This is a genomic window from Corynebacterium halotolerans YIM 70093 = DSM 44683 (assembly GCF_000341345.1).
GTDB classification, from domain to species: domain Bacteria; phylum Actinomycetota; class Actinomycetes; order Mycobacteriales; family Mycobacteriaceae; genus Corynebacterium; species Corynebacterium halotolerans.
In genome coordinates, this window is the sequence record NC_020302.1 from 1,246,124 (window position 1) to 1,263,734 (window position 17,611).

Sequence of the window (17,611 nt, forward strand, 5' to 3'; positions counted from 1 at the left end):
TCTTAGACCTCCCACACGACGGGCAGTTCGGTGGGGCCGCGGAAGCCCCAGCCCCAGAAATCGATCTCATAATCTGGCTTCAGCTCAAGGTTCGGAAACGTGTCCAGCAACTCCTCAAGCCCGATGCGGCAGACATGGTTTGCGAAGTAGATACCGGCGCAGGCGTGGTTGCCGGCACCGAAGGCCAGGTGGGGCAGGGGCGGGCGGCGCAGGTCGTACTCCGACGGGGCGTTGTAGGCGTTCGTGTCGTGGTTGGCGGAGCCGTAGGACATCATTACCGGGGTATTGGCGGGGATGAGGACGCCATCGATCTCGATGTCCTCTTCGCATATCCGCGCTGTGGCGGACCAGATCGGTGAAGTCCAGCGCATCCCCTCAGCGATGGCCCGGGGCAGGAGAGCCGGCTCGTCGATGACGGCTTCGAGCTGCTCGGGCCGGGAGAAGAGTCCGGCTAGCGTAGAGCCCATGGCGTGGCCGGGCTCCTGGAGGGCGCCGAGCAGGAACACGAAAAGCGTCGGGTACAGGTACTCGCGGTCGCGCGTCTGGCCTTCCGGCATGCCGTCGTGGAGCCAGTGCGACATCGCCGAGTCGTCGGGGTGCTCGATCCACTGATCAATCAACGGGTCGACTACGGCGCGAATCTCCGCTTTGGCGGCATCGCCGTCGTCGAACCCGCGAGGATTGGCGAACTCACCATTTTCGTTGAGGGCGGCGTTGGTGAAGGAACGGCTGAGCCGGTGGAACCAGTCCCGCAGGGTGGACTCGTCAACGGACGCCAGTCCCAGTAGGTTGCCCACGGCGCGAACCGAAACCTTCTCGCAGTACTCGGCCATCAAATCGGCAGAGCCGTTCATCTCGATCTCTGTCACATACCGCTGCGCGATGGGGCGCACCATGTCCTCAACCCACCGGTCGACCTCGGATGGCTGCAGGGCCGGGTCGACCATCGAGCGGAGGTCTTCGTGGATGTCCCCGTTAACGCCAATGACGGCGGGGTGCCCGAAGGTACGTCCGCCGGCCTTGGTGATGACGCCGCCGAACATGGGGTGGTGGGCGATCTCCTCGCACATGCGGCGAGTCGAGGCAACGTAGGCCCCGAGCACGGGCACGAAGGCCAGGGGGGCCTCGTTCCGCAGACGCTTGTAGAACGGATAGGGATTGCGTTCCAGTTCCTCCATGGAGACCTCGGCGATCCACTGGGGAGTTTCTTGCATGGTCAGCGTCATGACTGCATCCTCTCGGTCAATCTGTGTGGCAAGTCCTAACGACTCGCATAATATGGTTCAAGTCACAGTTGCCCTATCCGGGATGCGCATTATTTATCCGGAAAGTGCACCATCCTGTTGCCCCTCTCCAGGCGGGCACCCTCCAGGAGGCGAACGATGTCCGAGCCCAGCACCGTCCAGGACCTGTGCTCCCGCGACCTGCTAGAAATGCACGCCGCCGTGGCGCGTGCATACTTCCCGCACGACCTGCAGCGACTCAACCGTGCTGCCGCCCCCGGTGTCGTGCGCACTTTAGACCTCGGGCCACTCACCCTCGGGAGGATCCGATGGGGCACAGACATCACCCTCGACTGCGACTACGCGCAGGACGCCTACGAGGTGAATGTTGTGCTCGAGGGGACACTGTCCTGGGAACGGGACGGGAGTGAGTGGACCGCCGGTCCGGGCGAGGCCGCCGTCTTCCTCCCCGGGAAACGCAGCACCATCACCCACTGGGGCGCGGACGCGACAGTGCTCGGAATTAAGATCGATCGGGAGGTGCTCCACCGTCACCTCGCCGCCGACACAACAGTCTCCGCTCCGCTCGAAGAGACAGCTCCGGCAGTGTTGGACCTGCGCTCTGGCGAGGGTCGCTCGTGGGTGACCTTCATCCGATCCTCGGGCGAGCACATCATCTCGGACCCCGCCGCAACATCCCTGCCTGCATTCCGTGACTCGCTTGTGGCATCCGTCGCCGCGCCGATGGCGAATTTCCTCGCTCCAGCGGCTGGGATTGCCCCTCCCGGCCCGTATATGGTCCGCCGCGTTCGCGACGCTGTGGAACGGGACCCGGGCCGACGGTGGAGCCTGGACGATATGGCCGCGATCTCCGGTGTCGGGCGGCGGCGCCTGCAGCAGGCGTTCCGGGATTACGTCGGAATAGCACCGACGGCGTGGTTACTACGTGTTCGCCTGGACCACGCATATCGACTGCTCGCCGCATCCGACGGAGAGACACCGGTGCATGAGGTGGCCTACGCGTGCGGGTTCAACCATCTGAGCCGGTTCGCCAAAGAGTTTCGGACGCGGTTCGGATGCGTGCCGTCAGAGGTGACACGTCGCGCACGAGAAAATGCTTATGATTCCACGCCCATCCCTCCCGCGCCGTAACTCTAAAACAGTGCTGGGAGCTGGCACGCGCTTGGTGAAGGTGAGCATCCTGCAGGTCCTTGAAACAAGCTGGTTCCGATGCTTTGCTCCGGGTTGTCCTAGCGGCGTCGTTTTGCTGCGGGAATCACGGCAGAGTTCAGCTCGCCGGCTAGCATCCCGGGGCATGGACACCGGGCTCGAGCAATGGCAGCGCCACAACCTCGCCGTGCTGCGCGAGGCACTCGATGAGGCGCTGATCGTCCGCGTGATCCGCCGGTGCGGGGAACAGCGGCTCATCGACGTCGGGCAGGCCCGGGCACTGGACCATGAGGGCTACCGCGGCATCCTCACGCTGCGGGATTTGGCCGATCGCTCGCGTCGGGCGCTCGAACTCGCCGACATCACCGCCGTGGAGATCATCGGGGTCTACCTCAAGGACTATGAGCCCGGGCAACCGGCGGGGGAGGAGTGAGCACACTTTCGGGGGAGAACATCGCCGCAGATAAACCCCTCTGAATCGATCCGGAAACCCCGCCAAGCGTTTGACTTAACCCCTTGACCTGCGTTGACTCACTAGGGTGAAAATCTTCCAGGGCTCTCTCAGGCTGCGGGTAGTGGCCGCGGCGGCGCTCGGCGCCGCACTCGTGTTGACCGGATGCTCCGCCACCGGCGGGGCCCCGCGACCCACCGCGGGCGCGGAGGGCGGCGGGACCGTCGACACCCCGCGGCTGGTGGTCTCCATGGTCAGCCACGGCGCGCCGGGGGACACCTTCTGGGACCTGGTGCGCAAGGGTGCCGAGGACGCCGCGCAGAAGAACAACATCGAGCTGCGCTACTCCGCCGACCCGGAGGTGCCGAACCAGGCGAATCTGATCCAGTCGGCCATCGACTCGAACGTGGACGGCCTGGCCGTGACCATGCCCAACGCCGACGCCCTGGGGCCGGTCGCGCAGCGCGCGGTCGACGCCGACATCCCCGTCGTGGGGCTCAACGCCGGCATGGAGCGCTACCAGGACTTCGGCCTGAGCGGCTTCTTCGGTCAGGAGGAGCGGGTCGCCGGCACCCGGGCGGGGGAGCGGCTGGCTGCCGACGGCGCGGCACACGTGCTGTGCGTGATCCACGAGCAGGGCAACTCCTCCCAGGAGGACCGCTGCGCCGGGGTCGCGGACGGAATGGGTGGCACCGGCGAGGTGGAGACCATCTACGTCAACGGCATGGACCTGACCTCCGTGCAGTCGACCCTGCAGGCCAAGCTTTCCCAGGACCCCTCCATCGACTGGGTGATGGGCCTGGTGACCCCGGTGGCCTTGACCGCCGTGGATTCCGTGAACGGCGCCGGTTCGCAGGCACAGATCGCCACCTTCGACACCAACGCGCAGCTGGTGGACGCCGTCCGCAACGGTGACATCCAGTGGGCGATCGACCAGCAGCCCTACCTGCAGGGCTACCTGGCCATTGATGCCATCTGGCTGGCCCACCGCAACGGCAGCACCGTCGGTGGCGGGCGTCCCGTCTACACCGGCCCGAGCTTCGTCGACGCCTCGAATATCGACACCATCGCCGAGGCCGCGAAGGAGGGCCTGCGATGACCGCGACGACCGAGACCACCGGGACGACCGCAGCGAAGGCGACGAGGAAGGCGCCGGGGGAGAACGAGGCCTCATCAAGTGGTCTCGCCGCGCTGATCCGGCGACCCGAACTGACCAGCCTGCTGGGCGCGGTCATCATCTTCGCCCTGTTCATGATCGTCGCCCCGGCCTTCCGCTCCTTCGACGCCTTCGCCACGGTGCTCTACGCCAGCTCGACGATCGGGATCATGGCCGTGGCCGTCGGCCTGCTGATGATCGGCAACGAGTTCGATCTCTCCGCCGGTGTCGCCGTGACCACCGCGGCACTGGCCGCGACGATGCTCAACTACAACCTGTGGCTGAACTCCTGGGTGGGCGCGGGGTTGGCGCTGCTGATCTCCCTGGCCATCGGGTTCTTCAACGGCTACCTGGTCACCCGGACCAAGATCGCATCCTTCCTGATCACCCTGGCCGCCTTCCTCATGCTCCAGGGCCTGAACCTGGCGGTGACCAAGCTGGTGACCGGACAGGTGGCCACCCCGATCATCTCCGACATGGAGGGCTTCCCCTCCGCACGCGCCGTGTTCGCCAGCACCGTCACCATCTTCGGCGTCGACGTCCGCGTCACCGTCTTCTGGTGGATCCTCTTCGTGGCCTTGGGCAGCTGGCTGCTCTACAAGACAAAGTTCGGCAACTGGATCTTCGCCGTCGGCGGCGACGAGGACGCCTCCCGCGCCGTCGGCGTGCCCGTCAAGCGCGTGAAGATCATCCTGTTCATGTTCGTCGGCTTCGCCGCCTGGTTCGTCGGTATGCACAACCTGTTCATGTTCGACTCCATCCAGGCGGGCCAGGGCGTGGGCAACGAGTTTCTCTACATCATCGCTGCGGTGATCGGCGGCTGCTCCATGACCGGTGGCCGCGGCACGGTGATTGGCACCGCCATCGGCGCGCTGATCTTCGGCATGGTCAACCAGGGCATCGTCTACGCCGGCTGGAACCCCGACTGGTTCATGTTCTTCCTCGGTGCCATGCTGCTGTTCGCCGTCCTGACCAATAACCGCTTCGAGAAGTTCACCAAGGAGAGGTCATGAGCGGGAACTTTGATGCGACCGGCACCGAACTGGTCCGCCTCGAGGAGATCTCCAAGGACTACGGCGCCTACCGGGCCCTGGACTCGGTGTCCCTGACCGTGCACGCCGGCCAGGTCACCTGCGTGCTCGGCGACAACGGTGCCGGCAAATCCACGCTGATCAAGGTGCTGGCGGGCCTGCATTCGGCCTCCTCCGGCGTGATGTATGTGGCAGGGGAGGAAGTGGCGTTTGGCTCCCCGCGCGACGCCCTGGCTGCAGGCATCGCCACTGTCTACCAGGACCTGGCGGTGGTGGGGCAGATGAGCGTGTGGCGTAACTTCTTCCTCGGCCAGGAGCTCACGGGCTTCCTCGGCCGACTGCGTGAAGAAGAGATGCGCAAGATCGCCGACCAACAGTTGCGCGAGATGGGCATCGAGCTGCGTGACGTTGACGTGCCCGTTGCCTCGCTGTCCGGCGGTCAGCGCCAGGTGGTGGCGATCGCGCGGGCGATCTATTTCGGGGCGAAGGTGCTGATTCTCGACGAACCGACCGCGGCGCTGGGTGTGAAGCAGTCTGGCATGGTGCTGCGTTTTATCGCCGCGGCCCGAGACCGCGGGATTGGAGTCATCTTCATCACTCACAACCCGCATCACGCCTACCTGGTGGGCGACCATTTCGTGCTGCTGAGCTTGGGCCGACAGGTGCTGGATGCTTCGCGCGACGATGTGACACTCGAGGAGCTGACCCTGCAGATGGCTGGTGGGGGAGAGCTGGACTCGTTGGGGCATGAGTTGAGGGGTTAGGAGCTGCCTCGGATGGGCGGCTGCAGATCCTTCCCCGGAGGAGAACATCAGCGGCCCTGGGCCAGCCCGAGGTTCCACACCGCTCAGGAGCTGCAGGTCTTCGACGAAAACGAAGGACGGCAGGCAACTTTCCGAGAGGGGTCACGCTGGTGCTCCTGCAGGTTGACGATCTCACAGGGTTCCCTGCGTAGCTCTGAGGAGCTATCCATTGAGGTGGGCTATACCTGAATGGTGGCGTCAGAGGTTTGGGGGCAACGGATCTACCCTCTTTGATAGTGATCTTCAACCGATTCTCCGAGTCATAAAGACTGAGATATGACTGAGCTGAAACGATATGACTGAGCTGAAACCACCGACTATGATCCAAAAATGATCTTTCATGGATCGAATAAACACCTCTTTCTCAGCTACCAGAAGCTCATTCCCGGCTGAGCAGCTGATCCATGGATGGAAAGCAATGGGAGGAGAATTTCGAGAAGCTGGGGAAGGAAGGTCACCAGGAGTATAGAACTGCTACCACGTGAGGCTGCAGGCCACTGCGAATAACATTGACAGCCGGATCTTCCCGGTTGGGCTTTGCGAACGCGCCATCCTTGCTCAGGCATGATTAACGCCTAAGGGAGAGAAAGTCCCCTCAGGTAAGACCAATTCGGAGATAGATACGTTGCGACCCAATACTGAGAAAGCCGCTCGACTCTTCCAGTACCTGTCTGAGGTACAGAAGATGAAGGAAAAGAAGGTTCTGACGCTTTCGGACTTTTCCAGAGACGGAAAGTATTTCTGGCTGTCTGAACTGACTTCCTTCGCCAAAGAGGGCGGCTCATCGCTTCGTCTTGGCCCCTCCCTTGCCGGGGTTCTCGAGGTAGAAGAAAGTGCTGTAGAGCAGGGGGATGACTCAGTCGTCCTTGCATTACCCCGACCTGAGGTCGTTGATTTCCCTCAGCCCAGCGCTGGGTTGAAAGAACGTCTTTCGAATGATGGCGCCAATCCCCAACGTCGTCCGGAGCTGGACGCCCAGACTGCTTCCGATGATGAAGATCAGCAGAAGAGTGCTGAGCTGCTTCAGAAGGAGTACAAGAATTGGCTGTCCCGTTGGGATGAGTGGGCGGACAATGAGCGCTTCAAGAAGCTCTACCAGGAGATGTTTGAGGTTCAGACAAAAGCCAATCAGCAGGCTGATGAGTATGAACTGATCCTCGGTCTGGGAAGCCTGTACTGGGCATTGCCTGACGGAGACACCATCAAGCGGCCAATCTTCAGTACAAAACTTTCCATCGAGATGGACAAACACTCCGGTAAACTGACTCTGAGCTGTGATGATGGAATCGTGTCTGCTGAGCTGGACATCATTCCTGCGGAACACCTCTCCGATTCCAGGTTCATTGCTGATGTCAAGTCAGAATTGGAGAATCTCGAAGGTGATGTGCTCCTTCCTTCGACATTCAATGAGCTGGGAAAACTGACTGCGAATAGTCTCAGCACTGATGCAGTTTATGCGGAAAGCCTCATTCGACCGGCTGAATCAGGTCGCCCGACCCTGGCTTGGGCTCCCGTCATCATTCTCCGACGCCGGCAGCGAACTGGTCTTGCTATGAGCTTTGCGGCCATCGCCGAGAAGATTCTCGAGACCGGACGAATCCCGGATGGTATGGCGGCGCTCATTGATCCCAATCAGCAGGCTTCAGTAGAGGAACCTGCCGGGCTGGGCGCGATCTATGAGAATGACGATGATATTTTCAGCCCCCTTCCGTTGAACACCCGCCAGAAGGCGGTTCTGGAAAGAGTGGATAGCCACTCCCAGACCATCGTCCAAGGGCCTCCTGGAACAGGTAAGACCCATATGGCGGCGGCTTTGCTGTCCCACCTGCTTGCCCAGGGAAAGCGGGTCCTGGTTACTGCCGAAACTGACCGGGCCCTCTATGAGCTCCGGGGAAAGATGCCGAAAGAGATACAGGAGCTGGCTGTATCTGTCATCGGTTCCAGCGAGTCAGATATAGCTGACCTTCGTGTGGCTATTGACACCATCTCGAGGAAGTCGAGCGAGTTCGATTCCAAGCTTTCTGACAAGGAAATTGGTGAACTCAACGATCGACTCAACGTACTCGGGGAAAGACGTGTCCGGGCGGTCCGGAGATGGGCTGACCGGATGGAGAGCGAAAGTAGTCCCATCGAGGTCGAGGGCTACGGTGAGACTGTCTCCAGAGCGATCGAGAAGTGGGTGGGTCAGAAGGATGAGTATGATTGGATCCAGGTTGTAGCTTTAGCTGATCTGGAGAACCCCTTCCCCCTCACTGATGGAGAGATCTCCGAATGGCTGCGCCTGCTCGAAACTCCCGAGCTAAAACAGTACCGGCATCTCCAAAGCGCAGATACGTTTGACCTGAACTCCATCCCAACGGTCGAATCTTTTCAGGCCATGTGTTCGGACTGGAAATCAGTTAACGCTGAGCACCAGGCATTGGCGAACAAGGTTCCCGGAAAGCAACTAGATCGGTGGGAATCTTGCTCACAGGATGACCGAGCTAAGCTCGTCACGGCAGGTCGTCGCGCAGTGGAAATATGCGAGGAGCTGGAGAAGGACACCCGGCCATGGTCGAAGGATTTTTCCCCCGCCATGACTTCCTTCGAGGTCTCTAATGCTTGGAGGGATCTGGAGGGACTCCGAGTAAAAATCTCGGAGGTACGGAAGACAAGTGAGCCTCTCCAGGGAATCAGGAAGATTGTCGTTAACGGCGATGCAGAGTCCTTTGTACCGATTGCACGTAGTCTTCAGGAGTTCCTGACCAAGGGCGGTAAGATCTCGGCCAAGCCGGATGGAACCGTCAAGCTCGGGCTTTTTCCCAAGAGGGTAGTCCGTGACTCGATGCCCTTTTTTGAGTCAGTCAGAATCGACGGCATGCCGCCCACCACACTGGAACAAGTCACCCAGTTTCTGGCATACGTCGATTTCAATTGGATCATGGAAGATCTGCATGGTTCCTGGTCCTATTTTGATGAGCGGGGTTCTGTCGATCCTCAGCTGCAGGTTAACAATGATGCAGACCGTTTGGAGGAATGCTCTAGCCGACTTCACAAGATTGCTGAACTGAGCCAGCAGTCCGAATTCGGGAATAGTCTCGGTTTCCGAATCGACGTGGATTCACCGTTAAGTTTCCTCAAGGATCTTGAAGCCCTGGAAGCTGCTTCATCTTCTAAGGCCAGGATGGAGAAGGAAGAGGCCAACTTCACTTCGGTGAAGGAAGCATGTGAACAGATCAGTGCAGATTCCACGCTTGCGTGGCCAAAGCAAATGGCCAAAGCTGTAAAACAACGAGATGTTGCAGCCTATGAGACAGCCAGAAAGCGGGCAGAGGAGGCTGCGGCACTGGCTGGAGATGCCCGTGAGTACGCTAGGATCTCCGATCTGGTTCAGACATGGTCTCGTGATCTTCACGCACGGGTCACCAATGATGCCCGGGGTGGGGTCTGGCGTCAGCGGGTCAGGGATACCGAAGCAGCGCGATGCTGGGCACTGGCGGGTAAGCGAATCGAGGACCGGAGTAACGAGGACCTCAGCGTCCTTCAAAAGGAGATCGCAATCCTGGAGGAGCAGATTACCTCCACCGTGACTTCCTTGGCGGCGCAACGCGCCTGGGCCCAGGCGGTTGGCAGCTCCCGAATTGATCCGGCGATGAGGGCAAACCTCGTAGCCTATACCCAGGCGGTGAAACGACTGGGGAAGGGGACCGGAAAACTCGCCGACCAAAAGCGTCGCGAGGTGCGGAAGCGCCTGGACAGGTGCCGGAGTGCGGTTCCGGTGTGGATCATGCCCATCTTCAAGGTAGTAGAGCAGTTCAGTCTTGACGAAGACATGTTTGATGTCGTGATCGTTGATGAGGCTTCACAGGCGGGGGTCGATGCCCTCTTCCTCCAGTTCCTCGCTCCGCGAATTGTGGTTATCGGTGACAACAAGCAGGTTTCACCTTCTGCGGTTGGTGTTCAGCATGAGCCGATTCAGAAGCTCGCGCAACAGTACCTGCATGATTTTGACGATGTAGCCTCGTGGACAGATCCGAAGCGGTCACTGTTTGATGACGCAGAGATGCGCTACGGCGGTCGGATTGTCCTGCAGGAGCACCGGCGGTGTGTCCCGGAGATTATTGAATTTTCCAATCAGCTGGTTTATCGTCCGAACAACATCGAACTCCAGCCGGTTCGTCAGGTGCTGCCGGGCAGGCTCGCGCCATTCAAGATCACCCAGACCCCCAATGCCTTCCAACCGCCCACCAAGAAAAAGGTGATCAACACGGTGGAGGCCGATGCCCTCATCACCCGGCTCCTGAGGTGCCTCAATGATCCCGCCTACGATGGAAAATCCATGGGTGTGATCTCATTGCTGAGTACTTCAGGGCAGGCTGACTACATCCGTAATCGCCTTCTGGAGAAGCTTCCGCCGGAAGTGTGGGAGAACAGAGACCTCAAGGTCGGCAGCCCCTCAGAATTCCAGGGTGCAGAAAGAGATGTCATCTTCCTGTCCATGGTCACCATGGTTGAAACCGACAGGCGGATAAAGTCTTTAGTCGGGGACACTTTCACCCAGCGCTACAACGTTGCGGTAAGCCGTGCCAAGGATCAGGTATGGCTGTTCCATTCTGCAGGTCTGGAGAACTTCAGCAGCCCTGAAGACGTCCGGGCGCGTTTGCTGCAGTATGCATATGATGTTGCTTTGGCTGCTCCAGAAACCAAGTCGTCTTCGCCGGTGCCCAATGATGAACGGGTTGAGCCATTCGATTCCCTCTTTGAACAGCGGGTGTACAACGAACTCGTATCGAGGGGGTACCACGTAATACCCCAGTACAATGCATTTGGTTACCGGCTGGATCTGGTTGTTGAGGGATCCGGAGGTCGTCTTGCTGTCGAATGTGATGGCGACCATTGGCACAATGAGGCGCATGCACGAGAGGACCGATCACGGCAGCGAGAGCTCGAGCGTCTCGGCTGGCGGTTTGCCCGAATCTTCGAGTCAGACTTCTACCTGGATCGCGCCGACGAGATGGACCGGGTGTTCAAGACACTGGATGGCTACGACATCACTCCATTCTCACTTGAAGCTGCGTCTGAAGCCGTGGAATCAAACGTGGAGGTGCTGGAGAATGTCTTCAGTTCAGAAGAGTCCGTTGAATTTGACCTGGATCTGTCGGATGCCTTGGCGTGTTCCCTGAAGAGTGAGACAGCGGGTGCAGGGCATAACCTCGCAGTTCCGGAAGCTCCTGAGAGGGAGGAGATTGAGCCTGAGGAGGAGCTCTGGTCTGAGGAAGATCCCGTTGTCTCACCTCATCCACAGGATCTGAGAAACCAGCCTCTGTCTCACTCCTTGTACTCGCAGGAAGATTCTGAGCAGTTCGATTGGAACGAGCTAGAGGTGCGGGACGAGCGCGCCGACTTTGATGGGCAGGATACCGCCGTTGAATCGAGTGGGCAGTCTGCAGTCTTCGAGAGCGAGTATGAGGAATTTGCTGGCTCCTGCGTTTCCGTACACCGGGCAACCAGCGCTGAGATCAACGAAGGGATGCTGGAGATCCTCGAGGTTGAAGGGCCCATGCTGGGCGATCTCTGGATTACTCGCTACGTTACGTCCGGTGGAGACCAAAGGGTTACCGCGGCGGTGAAAAAGAAGCTGAACAGCAGCATCAGCAAGCTTCTCCAGCAGGGGACTGTGCTCTCCGATAATCCGGCGAATGTGCAGGGTTATAAGGGGCGAACCTTCCATCTTCCGGAGCAGGCTCGAGTCGTAGTCAGAACCCGAGGCTCAAGAAAGCTCCAGGAGATCCCATTCCGGGAAATCGCTGCAGTTATGGAGCACGTCCATCGGGAGAAGAGTTCTGATGATCCTGAATGCATCATGCGAGAGACCTTGAGTACGTATGGACTCGTCCGATTGACACCCAACGTAAGGAAACTCTTTGAAGGACCATTGAAATCGGTTTTCGAATCCCCCTGAGAAGCCCGAGGTGTATTTCCTCGGGAGGTTTTCAAAAATGTTAGGAACGAATAGTTTGAAGCGGCGTGGTGACGATCGTGAAGCACGATAGCGATTAGCCTGAGTTGGTACCGGTATTCTGGGTAGGTGGGTATCGGGTACCGGGGTTCGCCACAGACTCCCAGTACCGCTTCACAAGAGCTCCGGTTCCCGAAATACGCGCGGGTCAGAGGGGATAGAATGTTTGGGACGGTCTTCACAGGACGGGCTTTTGGTAGCGGGTTGGTGATGATCCGGTGATGATCCGGTAGCACGGGTGGGTCACTTTCCTTATATTTTCACCCTGTGTCAGCCCACTTCCCGTGAAAACACCGGGCTAGCTTCTATGAAGCGGATGTCGCACCGAGAGTACTTAGGTACTCATAGAGGCTTTGTTCCACGGGGGTTTCCAGAGTGAGATCCATACTGACTACATTGAGTGCGGCGCCGTCATTTCCTGGCATCTGTTCCTGGACTTCGTTTTCAGCTTGAGCTTCGCCGAGGTAGAAAAAGTCCGTGCCCTCTGCATCGTCCTTTTTCACAAAAAGATGTAGAGCGACAGAGTTCGAAGTGATTGCTTGAACCTCTCCACTGGAGAGCGTCCGCCGGCTCCTTGTGTACCAATGCAGCGTGTCAGGACCCTTGAATTCGTCTTCATAACTTGTGCTGGCAGACACCTCATCATCCTTGTGGTACGTCACGAAAATAGGACACGTTGAGGTGAACTGATCGACCTTATATCCGTAAATTGTGCTCTCGTTATTCTTCTCCCAATTAAGCAAGCGGCATACGTCTTTACGGGAATACCGTTCGCCTATGAGAAGCTCCCCTCTCCACGCATGTTGGTGCCTGGCAAGGAAAAGCCCTGTTTGAATGATGTCGTTGACATGATCATGGAAAGACTGTTTCTCGGCAGTGCGATCCTCAGCCTGTGCGGGTGAGTGATAGAGATCAGAAAATTTTTCTCCCAAGCAGATTCGATCTTCATCCACTCTGAGAACAGGCTGGTCCCCGTACTTGTTCAGCTGCTGGCTTGAGAAGAATGAGTAAGAGAGGACTCGCTCCACGGACAGCATCGTCTCAACGTTCGAGACGGTATTTTCCCTATCCAAGAGGGAAGCGAATTCAGCTCTAGATAACTCCCCGTGCTCAAGGAGCTCATTCAGCAATAGCAGTTCGTGAGGCCTTTTTCCATTGAGAACTTCGTTCGACAGAAAAACGAGAAATTTCTCTTCTTCTTCAGAAGGCCCGGATTCAGCGAACTTTAGATCTGTCAGAAGCCTCCAGTAGTTTCCATATTTGCTGGCCAGAATCACCGGATCGACGGTGTTGAAGCGCGCAAAATCGTAGAGCTTCGGAATCTGATTGAGGCGGTCTTGAAGCTGCAGAATATCCTGCTTGAATTGCTGCTTTCCTACGAGGCGAGCTTTCCCCAGTGATTCGAGGATGCGATTTTGAGCGATCGGGTCAAAATTAACACTTGAGACCCCAGAAATTGTTCCGGCGGTCTCATTATCGATCATTCTCCGACGGATGCTGTCCTTGTTTCTAGAATTATCGCCAAATAGCGCGATGGGGATTAGGTAGTTGTTCGCGTAGTTCCCGATGAAATCGATCACTCGGAGGTGGTCCTTGCCGGGTGCTTTTCGTAGCCCCCGACCCAATTGTTGAGTGAAGATGATGCTGGACTGCGTACCTCGCAACATAACGACCTGGTTTACCAGCGGAATATCGATACCTTCATTAAAAATATCGACGCTTAAAATGTAGTCGAGTTCTCCGGCCTCAAGCTGCTCGACTGTTGCTTCACGATCCTGAATGGAATCATCACCTGTGAGTACAGCGGTGCGCAGTCGATGACCGTTAATAATGGATTGATTAAAAAGTGTGCTCAGCTCGTGGGCCTCATCCTTTCGGCTACAGAACATCAGCCCCTTGACTGCTTCAGGATGTCCATAGGTGCGAAGCATGTCGAGGATGTAGCTGACTCGTTCATCTGCAACTAGGCGGGCGAGCTGTGAAGTATCAGTAACCGTCTCATCGTCGGCAGTGACAAAGTCAGTGACACCGTAATAATGAAAAGGAACAAGCATCTTCGCCTCAAGTGCTGCCTGAAGGCGGATTTCGTAGGGCACGTTATAATCGAATAACTCGAAAACGTTGAAACCATCGGTGCGCTCAGGGGTGGCAGTGAGCCCGAGCAAAAACTCTGGTGCCAAGTGATTAATTATGCGACGGTAAGATTCTGCGCCAGATCGGTGAACCTCGTCGATAATTACGAAATCAAATTCTGCAGGATCGAGAGCATCCAGCGTGGATCGGCGAGATAGGGACTGCACCGTGGCGAAGATATATTTTCGATCAAACTGGCGAGAAGACCCAACAAATTTCCCGAAATGGTCCGATGGCTCCTTGAGGACCTTCTGAAATTCTGTAACAGCCTTATCGAGAATCTGTTCGCGGTGGACGATGAACAACACTTTCTCGGGATTAAACATTCGTGTCGCCAGTGCAGCCAGGATTGTCTTTCCCGTACCAGTCGCCGAAATGATAACCGCTCGGCGCTCTCCTCGGTCTCGCAGTTCACGGAGACCTTCCAGAGCCTCTTCTTGCATTTCGTTTGGAACGATACGACCGCCATCGGCGCTGAGCTCAATGGGATCGTCTCGATGGATCAGTCGATCGGGAACGCGTCGAGACTTTTCGTAGTTTTGAATCCATTGCTCAGTAAGGGGCACCGAGCGAGAGCACTGTTTCTGTGCCGCGTCATGGAGTTGGAAGGCGATATCGCCTTCCACATCAGCCGAGAACTTGAGGTTCCATTCCTGATTCACCAAAAGTGCATTGTCGGTCAGGTTGGAACTACCGATGATCGCGGTGATCCCAGTGTCTTGCTCGAACACATAACCCTTTGAGTGAAAGCCTGCATCTTCATGGATGTTTACCTGCACGTTCTCGAGTAGCAGGAGCTCGCGGAACATAGCGGGGTCGTTGAAATCCAAGTAACGGGAGGTAATGATTTCGCCAGTGCCTTCGAAATCAACGAGGGCCTGCTTGAGGAGGGCGATCCCGCGGCTGGAGATGAACGCTACTGAGAAGGTAAAACTCTTTGACCGTCGTAGCTCTTCGCGAATCGCTTGCAACATAGTTGCGTGGTCGTAGTTTGCGATGAGGGTGGGATTGTAGAGCTGTTGGGACTTGATCGCTCTGTCGAGGAACCCGAACTGAGTGTCAAGCCCAAGAGGGGAGTTGGACACCGTCATGCCGTGAACTTCTCCACGATGAGTTCGACTGCGGGGATGTCGGCGGGTGCCCACTCCAGATTCTTCAACTCGTTGGCTGGCACCCAGCGAATCTCCTCATGCTCCGTGAGCTGAGGTTCTCCCTCCAAGAGAGTGCAAAAATAGGTTGAGAGGATGACGATGCCGAAGTCATATTCGTGCTCGGTTGTGGTGACGTATTCGCCCACGGTTGCCTGACAGAGAAGTTCCTCTTCCAACTCTCGAGCTAGTGATTCTTCAGGAGTCTCGCCAGCTTCAATTTTCCCGCCAGGGAACTCCCAAAATCCAGCGAGTGCTTTTCCTGCGCCGCGCCGGGCTGCGAGAACCTTGTCTCCGTCAGTTAGGACTGCTCCCGTTACGTTGATGCGCTTCTTCACAACTGCTCCTCGGTTCTCACTGCTGGATCAGCCAATGTTAACACGTTGAGCAGGCCTTTCTTGCTCATGTTTTTAGCTGGCACAGCCGAGTGTGTGAGTCTGGCACCGTTCAAGCTTCAAGTGGGTAAGCCACTCAGTCCCGAAGCGAGAGACATGAGAGAAGACAAGAATCGAAGCTCTGCACATGCCTACGCTGTCCCCATGCACATCGAAGAGCTCCGCGCTTCCCAGATCCCCGAGGTCGTCCAGCTGTGGCACGACGCGGGCCTGACTCGTCCGTGGAATGATCCCGCAGCGGACGCCCGTCAGGCTCTCGCCACGGAAACGTCCACGGTGCTCGTTGCGGTTGAGAACGATGCGATCATCGCCTCTGTGATGGTCGGCTTCGACGGGCACAAGGGCTGGGTCTATTACGTCGCGGTCGCGCCGGGACAGCAGGGGAGGGGACTGGGGCGCATCATCATGGACGCGGCCATCAAGTGGCTGGAAAAATTCGAGGCCGTCGAACTGATGCTCCTCGTGCGGGAGGGTAACGAGCAGGTCCAGGGCTTCTACGAGTCGCTGGGCTTCGGGCGTGACGAGGTCTTCGTCATGTCCCGCCGGTTGCAGTCCTGATCGGCCCTGGAGCACGCCAAAGCCCGCACCTTGACGCGGACACGCGGCAGGGGCGGACATCGATAAGCGCTCTACGATGACAGCTGGAACAGTGAGGAGGCCTGGTTTCCGTTGCCCGGGATGTCTGACGCGCTAGTCAGGGAGTTCACGCAGCCCTCGGTGAAGTACGTTGTGCCTCCCGTGCCGTTGATGGTGCCGGTGGCGCCGCTGACGTAGCCGCCGACGGTGCAGGAGATGCCGGTGCCACCGTTGAGGGTCGCCGGAGCGGTGTGGTTACCGGCGACCTGCGAGGGTGCCTCGGCACCCTCCGGGGTCAGGCTGAGTCCCGAACCGTTGCTCACGCGGATGCCATCCCCTGTGTTGGCCTCGATGGTGTTGTCGTAGACCTCACCGAGGGAGTTGCGGTCGATGACCACCCCGTCGCCCTGGTTGTCAGCGATCGTGTTCCCGGAGATCCAGCCGGTGGACCACTGCTTGATCACGATGCCGGGACCGTCATTGTCCGTGATGGTGTTGCCATTGAGCCCGCGAGTGGGGGCGGTGAAGCCGATGCGGGAGTAGGAGTTCTCCTGGATGTTGATGCCGTAGCCGAGGTTGTCGGTGATGGTGTTACCGGCGATCTGAGCCGTCGAGTCCTTGTCTAGGTGGATGGCACCACCGGTGCCGGTGATGGTGTTGCCGACAATCGTCGCCGACGCCGGGCCGGACAGGTGCACACCGTTGTGGGCACCACCATTGATCGTCAGGCCCTGGAGGGTGATGCCCTGGCCCTCAATGAAGAAGGTGAACGAGCCCGGTCCGGTCGGCGGTGCGGAGGCATCCGGGCCCTGGACGGTGGCGTTCCCGCTGCCGTCGATGACCAGGTTGTGGACGGTGCGCGGAACGTGGACGGACTCCCCACAGGTGCTACTGACCTCGATCGTCGTGCCCGGCTCCGCCTCGGCCACGGCGGTGGACAGGGAATCGCCGAGGCTGCAGTTGACGGCGGTGGTGGACTGCGCGGAGACCGCGGGGGCGAGTACCACGGCCGCGAGCGTGCCGATGGTCAGGAGTGGGGCGCCGATCATGGCGGCCAGGCTCTTCGGGGAGTACGGGCGAAGCGGGGTGGCAACGGTCATGCCTTCTCCTCGTGTGGTCTGACTCACTATCCGGCGAATGGAGCGAGTGTACCCACAGAAGGCTCACCATGTCCTGATATTGACATAACAAAGTTGAACAGAGTGCCCCAGATAGAAAAACCCCGCCCCACCAAGCAGGAAGCACGGTGGGACGGGGGCGGCGGAGATTCCTCAGGCCGCGGCCTTCGTCTTCCTGCCGGGGGTGACCGCGACCAGTGCGGCCAGAGCCAGGGCGGGGAGGGTGAGGCGGGTGGCCAACTTCCTGAGCAGGGTCTCGTGCTGCGGGGCCTGATCGGTCATGGGTATCTCCTGGCGAATCGTCTGGGGAAAGCGTGCCATGAGTGTAGGCATGGCACGCTTCGCATTTCCGGGTATTGCGGCACACAAAATTAACCGGGGGTAGCCGATTCAGGAAAACCCCGTCTCA

General features: G+C 58.6%; 12 protein-coding genes. 7 read left to right on the plus strand and 5 right to left on the minus strand.

What is annotated here, in order from left to right; translation table 11 throughout:
• Nucleotides 1-2 precede the first annotated feature (2 nt).
• A complete protein-coding gene (locus A605_RS05865) occupies nucleotides 3-1,214 on the minus strand; it encodes a cytochrome P450 (protein ID WP_015400586.1) in 1,212 nt (403 codons plus the stop codon).
• Between the two features lie 168 nt (nucleotides 1,215-1,382).
• Between A605_RS05865 and A605_RS05870 the strand changes: the two genes are divergently transcribed.
• From A605_RS05870 to A605_RS05900, 6 genes are all read left to right on the plus strand, one after another.
• Nucleotides 1,383-2,375, plus strand: coding sequence for an AraC family transcriptional regulator (locus A605_RS05870; protein WP_015400587.1), 993 nt, complete (start codon nucleotides 1,383-1,385; stop codon nucleotides 2,373-2,375).
• A 163-nt stretch (nucleotides 2,376-2,538) separates the two neighbouring features.
• Nucleotides 2,539-2,826: a hypothetical protein gene (locus tag A605_RS05875; protein ID WP_015400588.1), complete on the plus strand. Its 288-nt coding sequence runs from the start codon at nucleotides 2,539-2,541 to the stop codon at nucleotides 2,824-2,826.
• Between the two features lie 133 nt (nucleotides 2,827-2,959).
• Nucleotides 2,960-3,943, plus strand: coding sequence for a substrate-binding domain-containing protein (locus A605_RS05880; RefSeq protein WP_482764166.1), 984 nt, complete (start codon nucleotides 2,960-2,962; stop codon nucleotides 3,941-3,943).
• Entirely contained in the window at nucleotides 3,940-5,013 is a 1,074-nt protein-coding gene (locus A605_RS05885) for an ABC transporter permease (protein ID WP_015400590.1), read from the plus strand. The genes A605_RS05880 and A605_RS05885 overlap by 4 nt, the downstream gene beginning before the upstream one ends.
• Complete coding sequence (locus A605_RS05890) at nucleotides 5,010-5,795, plus strand: ATP-binding cassette domain-containing protein (RefSeq protein ID WP_015400591.1); 786 nt, start codon at nucleotides 5,010-5,012, stop codon at nucleotides 5,793-5,795. The genes A605_RS05885 and A605_RS05890 overlap by 4 nt, the downstream gene beginning before the upstream one ends.
• A gap of 724 nt (nucleotides 5,796-6,519) precedes the next feature.
• Nucleotides 6,520-11,775 carry an AAA domain-containing protein gene (locus A605_RS05900; RefSeq protein ID WP_081602092.1) on the plus strand — a complete coding sequence of 1,752 codons (5,256 nt, stop codon included), beginning with the start codon at nucleotides 6,520-6,522 and terminating at the stop codon, nucleotides 11,773-11,775.
• 362 nt (nucleotides 11,776-12,137) lie between these two features.
• On the opposite strand, the gene A605_RS05905 is transcribed toward A605_RS05900, so the two are convergent.
• Nucleotides 12,138-15,056 (minus strand): DUF3427 domain-containing protein, encoded by a 2,919-nt coding sequence (locus A605_RS05905; RefSeq protein WP_015400594.1) that lies wholly within the window; start codon nucleotides 15,054-15,056, stop codon nucleotides 12,138-12,140.
• Nucleotides 15,053-15,451 carry a (deoxy)nucleoside triphosphate pyrophosphohydrolase gene (locus A605_RS05910; protein WP_015400595.1) on the minus strand — a complete coding sequence of 133 codons (399 nt, stop codon included), beginning with the start codon at nucleotides 15,449-15,451 and terminating at the stop codon, nucleotides 15,053-15,055. Before A605_RS05910 ends, A605_RS05905 begins: the two co-directional genes overlap by 4 nt.
• A 201-nt stretch (nucleotides 15,452-15,652) precedes the next feature.
• Here A605_RS05910 and A605_RS05915 point away from each other — a divergent pair, with 201 nt between their 5' ends.
• The gene (locus tag A605_RS05915; protein ID WP_015400596.1) at nucleotides 15,653-16,066 is read left to right on the plus strand and encodes a GNAT family acetyltransferase; all 414 of its coding nucleotides are present in this window, start codon (nucleotides 15,653-15,655) and stop codon (nucleotides 16,064-16,066) included.
• A gap of 71 nt (nucleotides 16,067-16,137) precedes the next feature.
• Here A605_RS05915 and A605_RS05920 read toward each other — a convergent pair whose 3' ends face one another.
• Nucleotides 16,138-17,184: a right-handed parallel beta-helix repeat-containing protein gene (locus A605_RS05920; protein ID WP_015400597.1), complete on the minus strand. Its 1,047-nt coding sequence runs from the start codon at nucleotides 17,182-17,184 to the stop codon at nucleotides 16,138-16,140.
• Between the two features lie 171 nt (nucleotides 17,185-17,355).
• Nucleotides 17,356-17,484, minus strand: coding sequence for a hypothetical protein (locus A605_RS15940; protein ID WP_280109783.1), 129 nt, complete (start codon nucleotides 17,482-17,484; stop codon nucleotides 17,356-17,358).
• Nucleotides 17,485-17,611 lie beyond the last annotated feature (127 nt).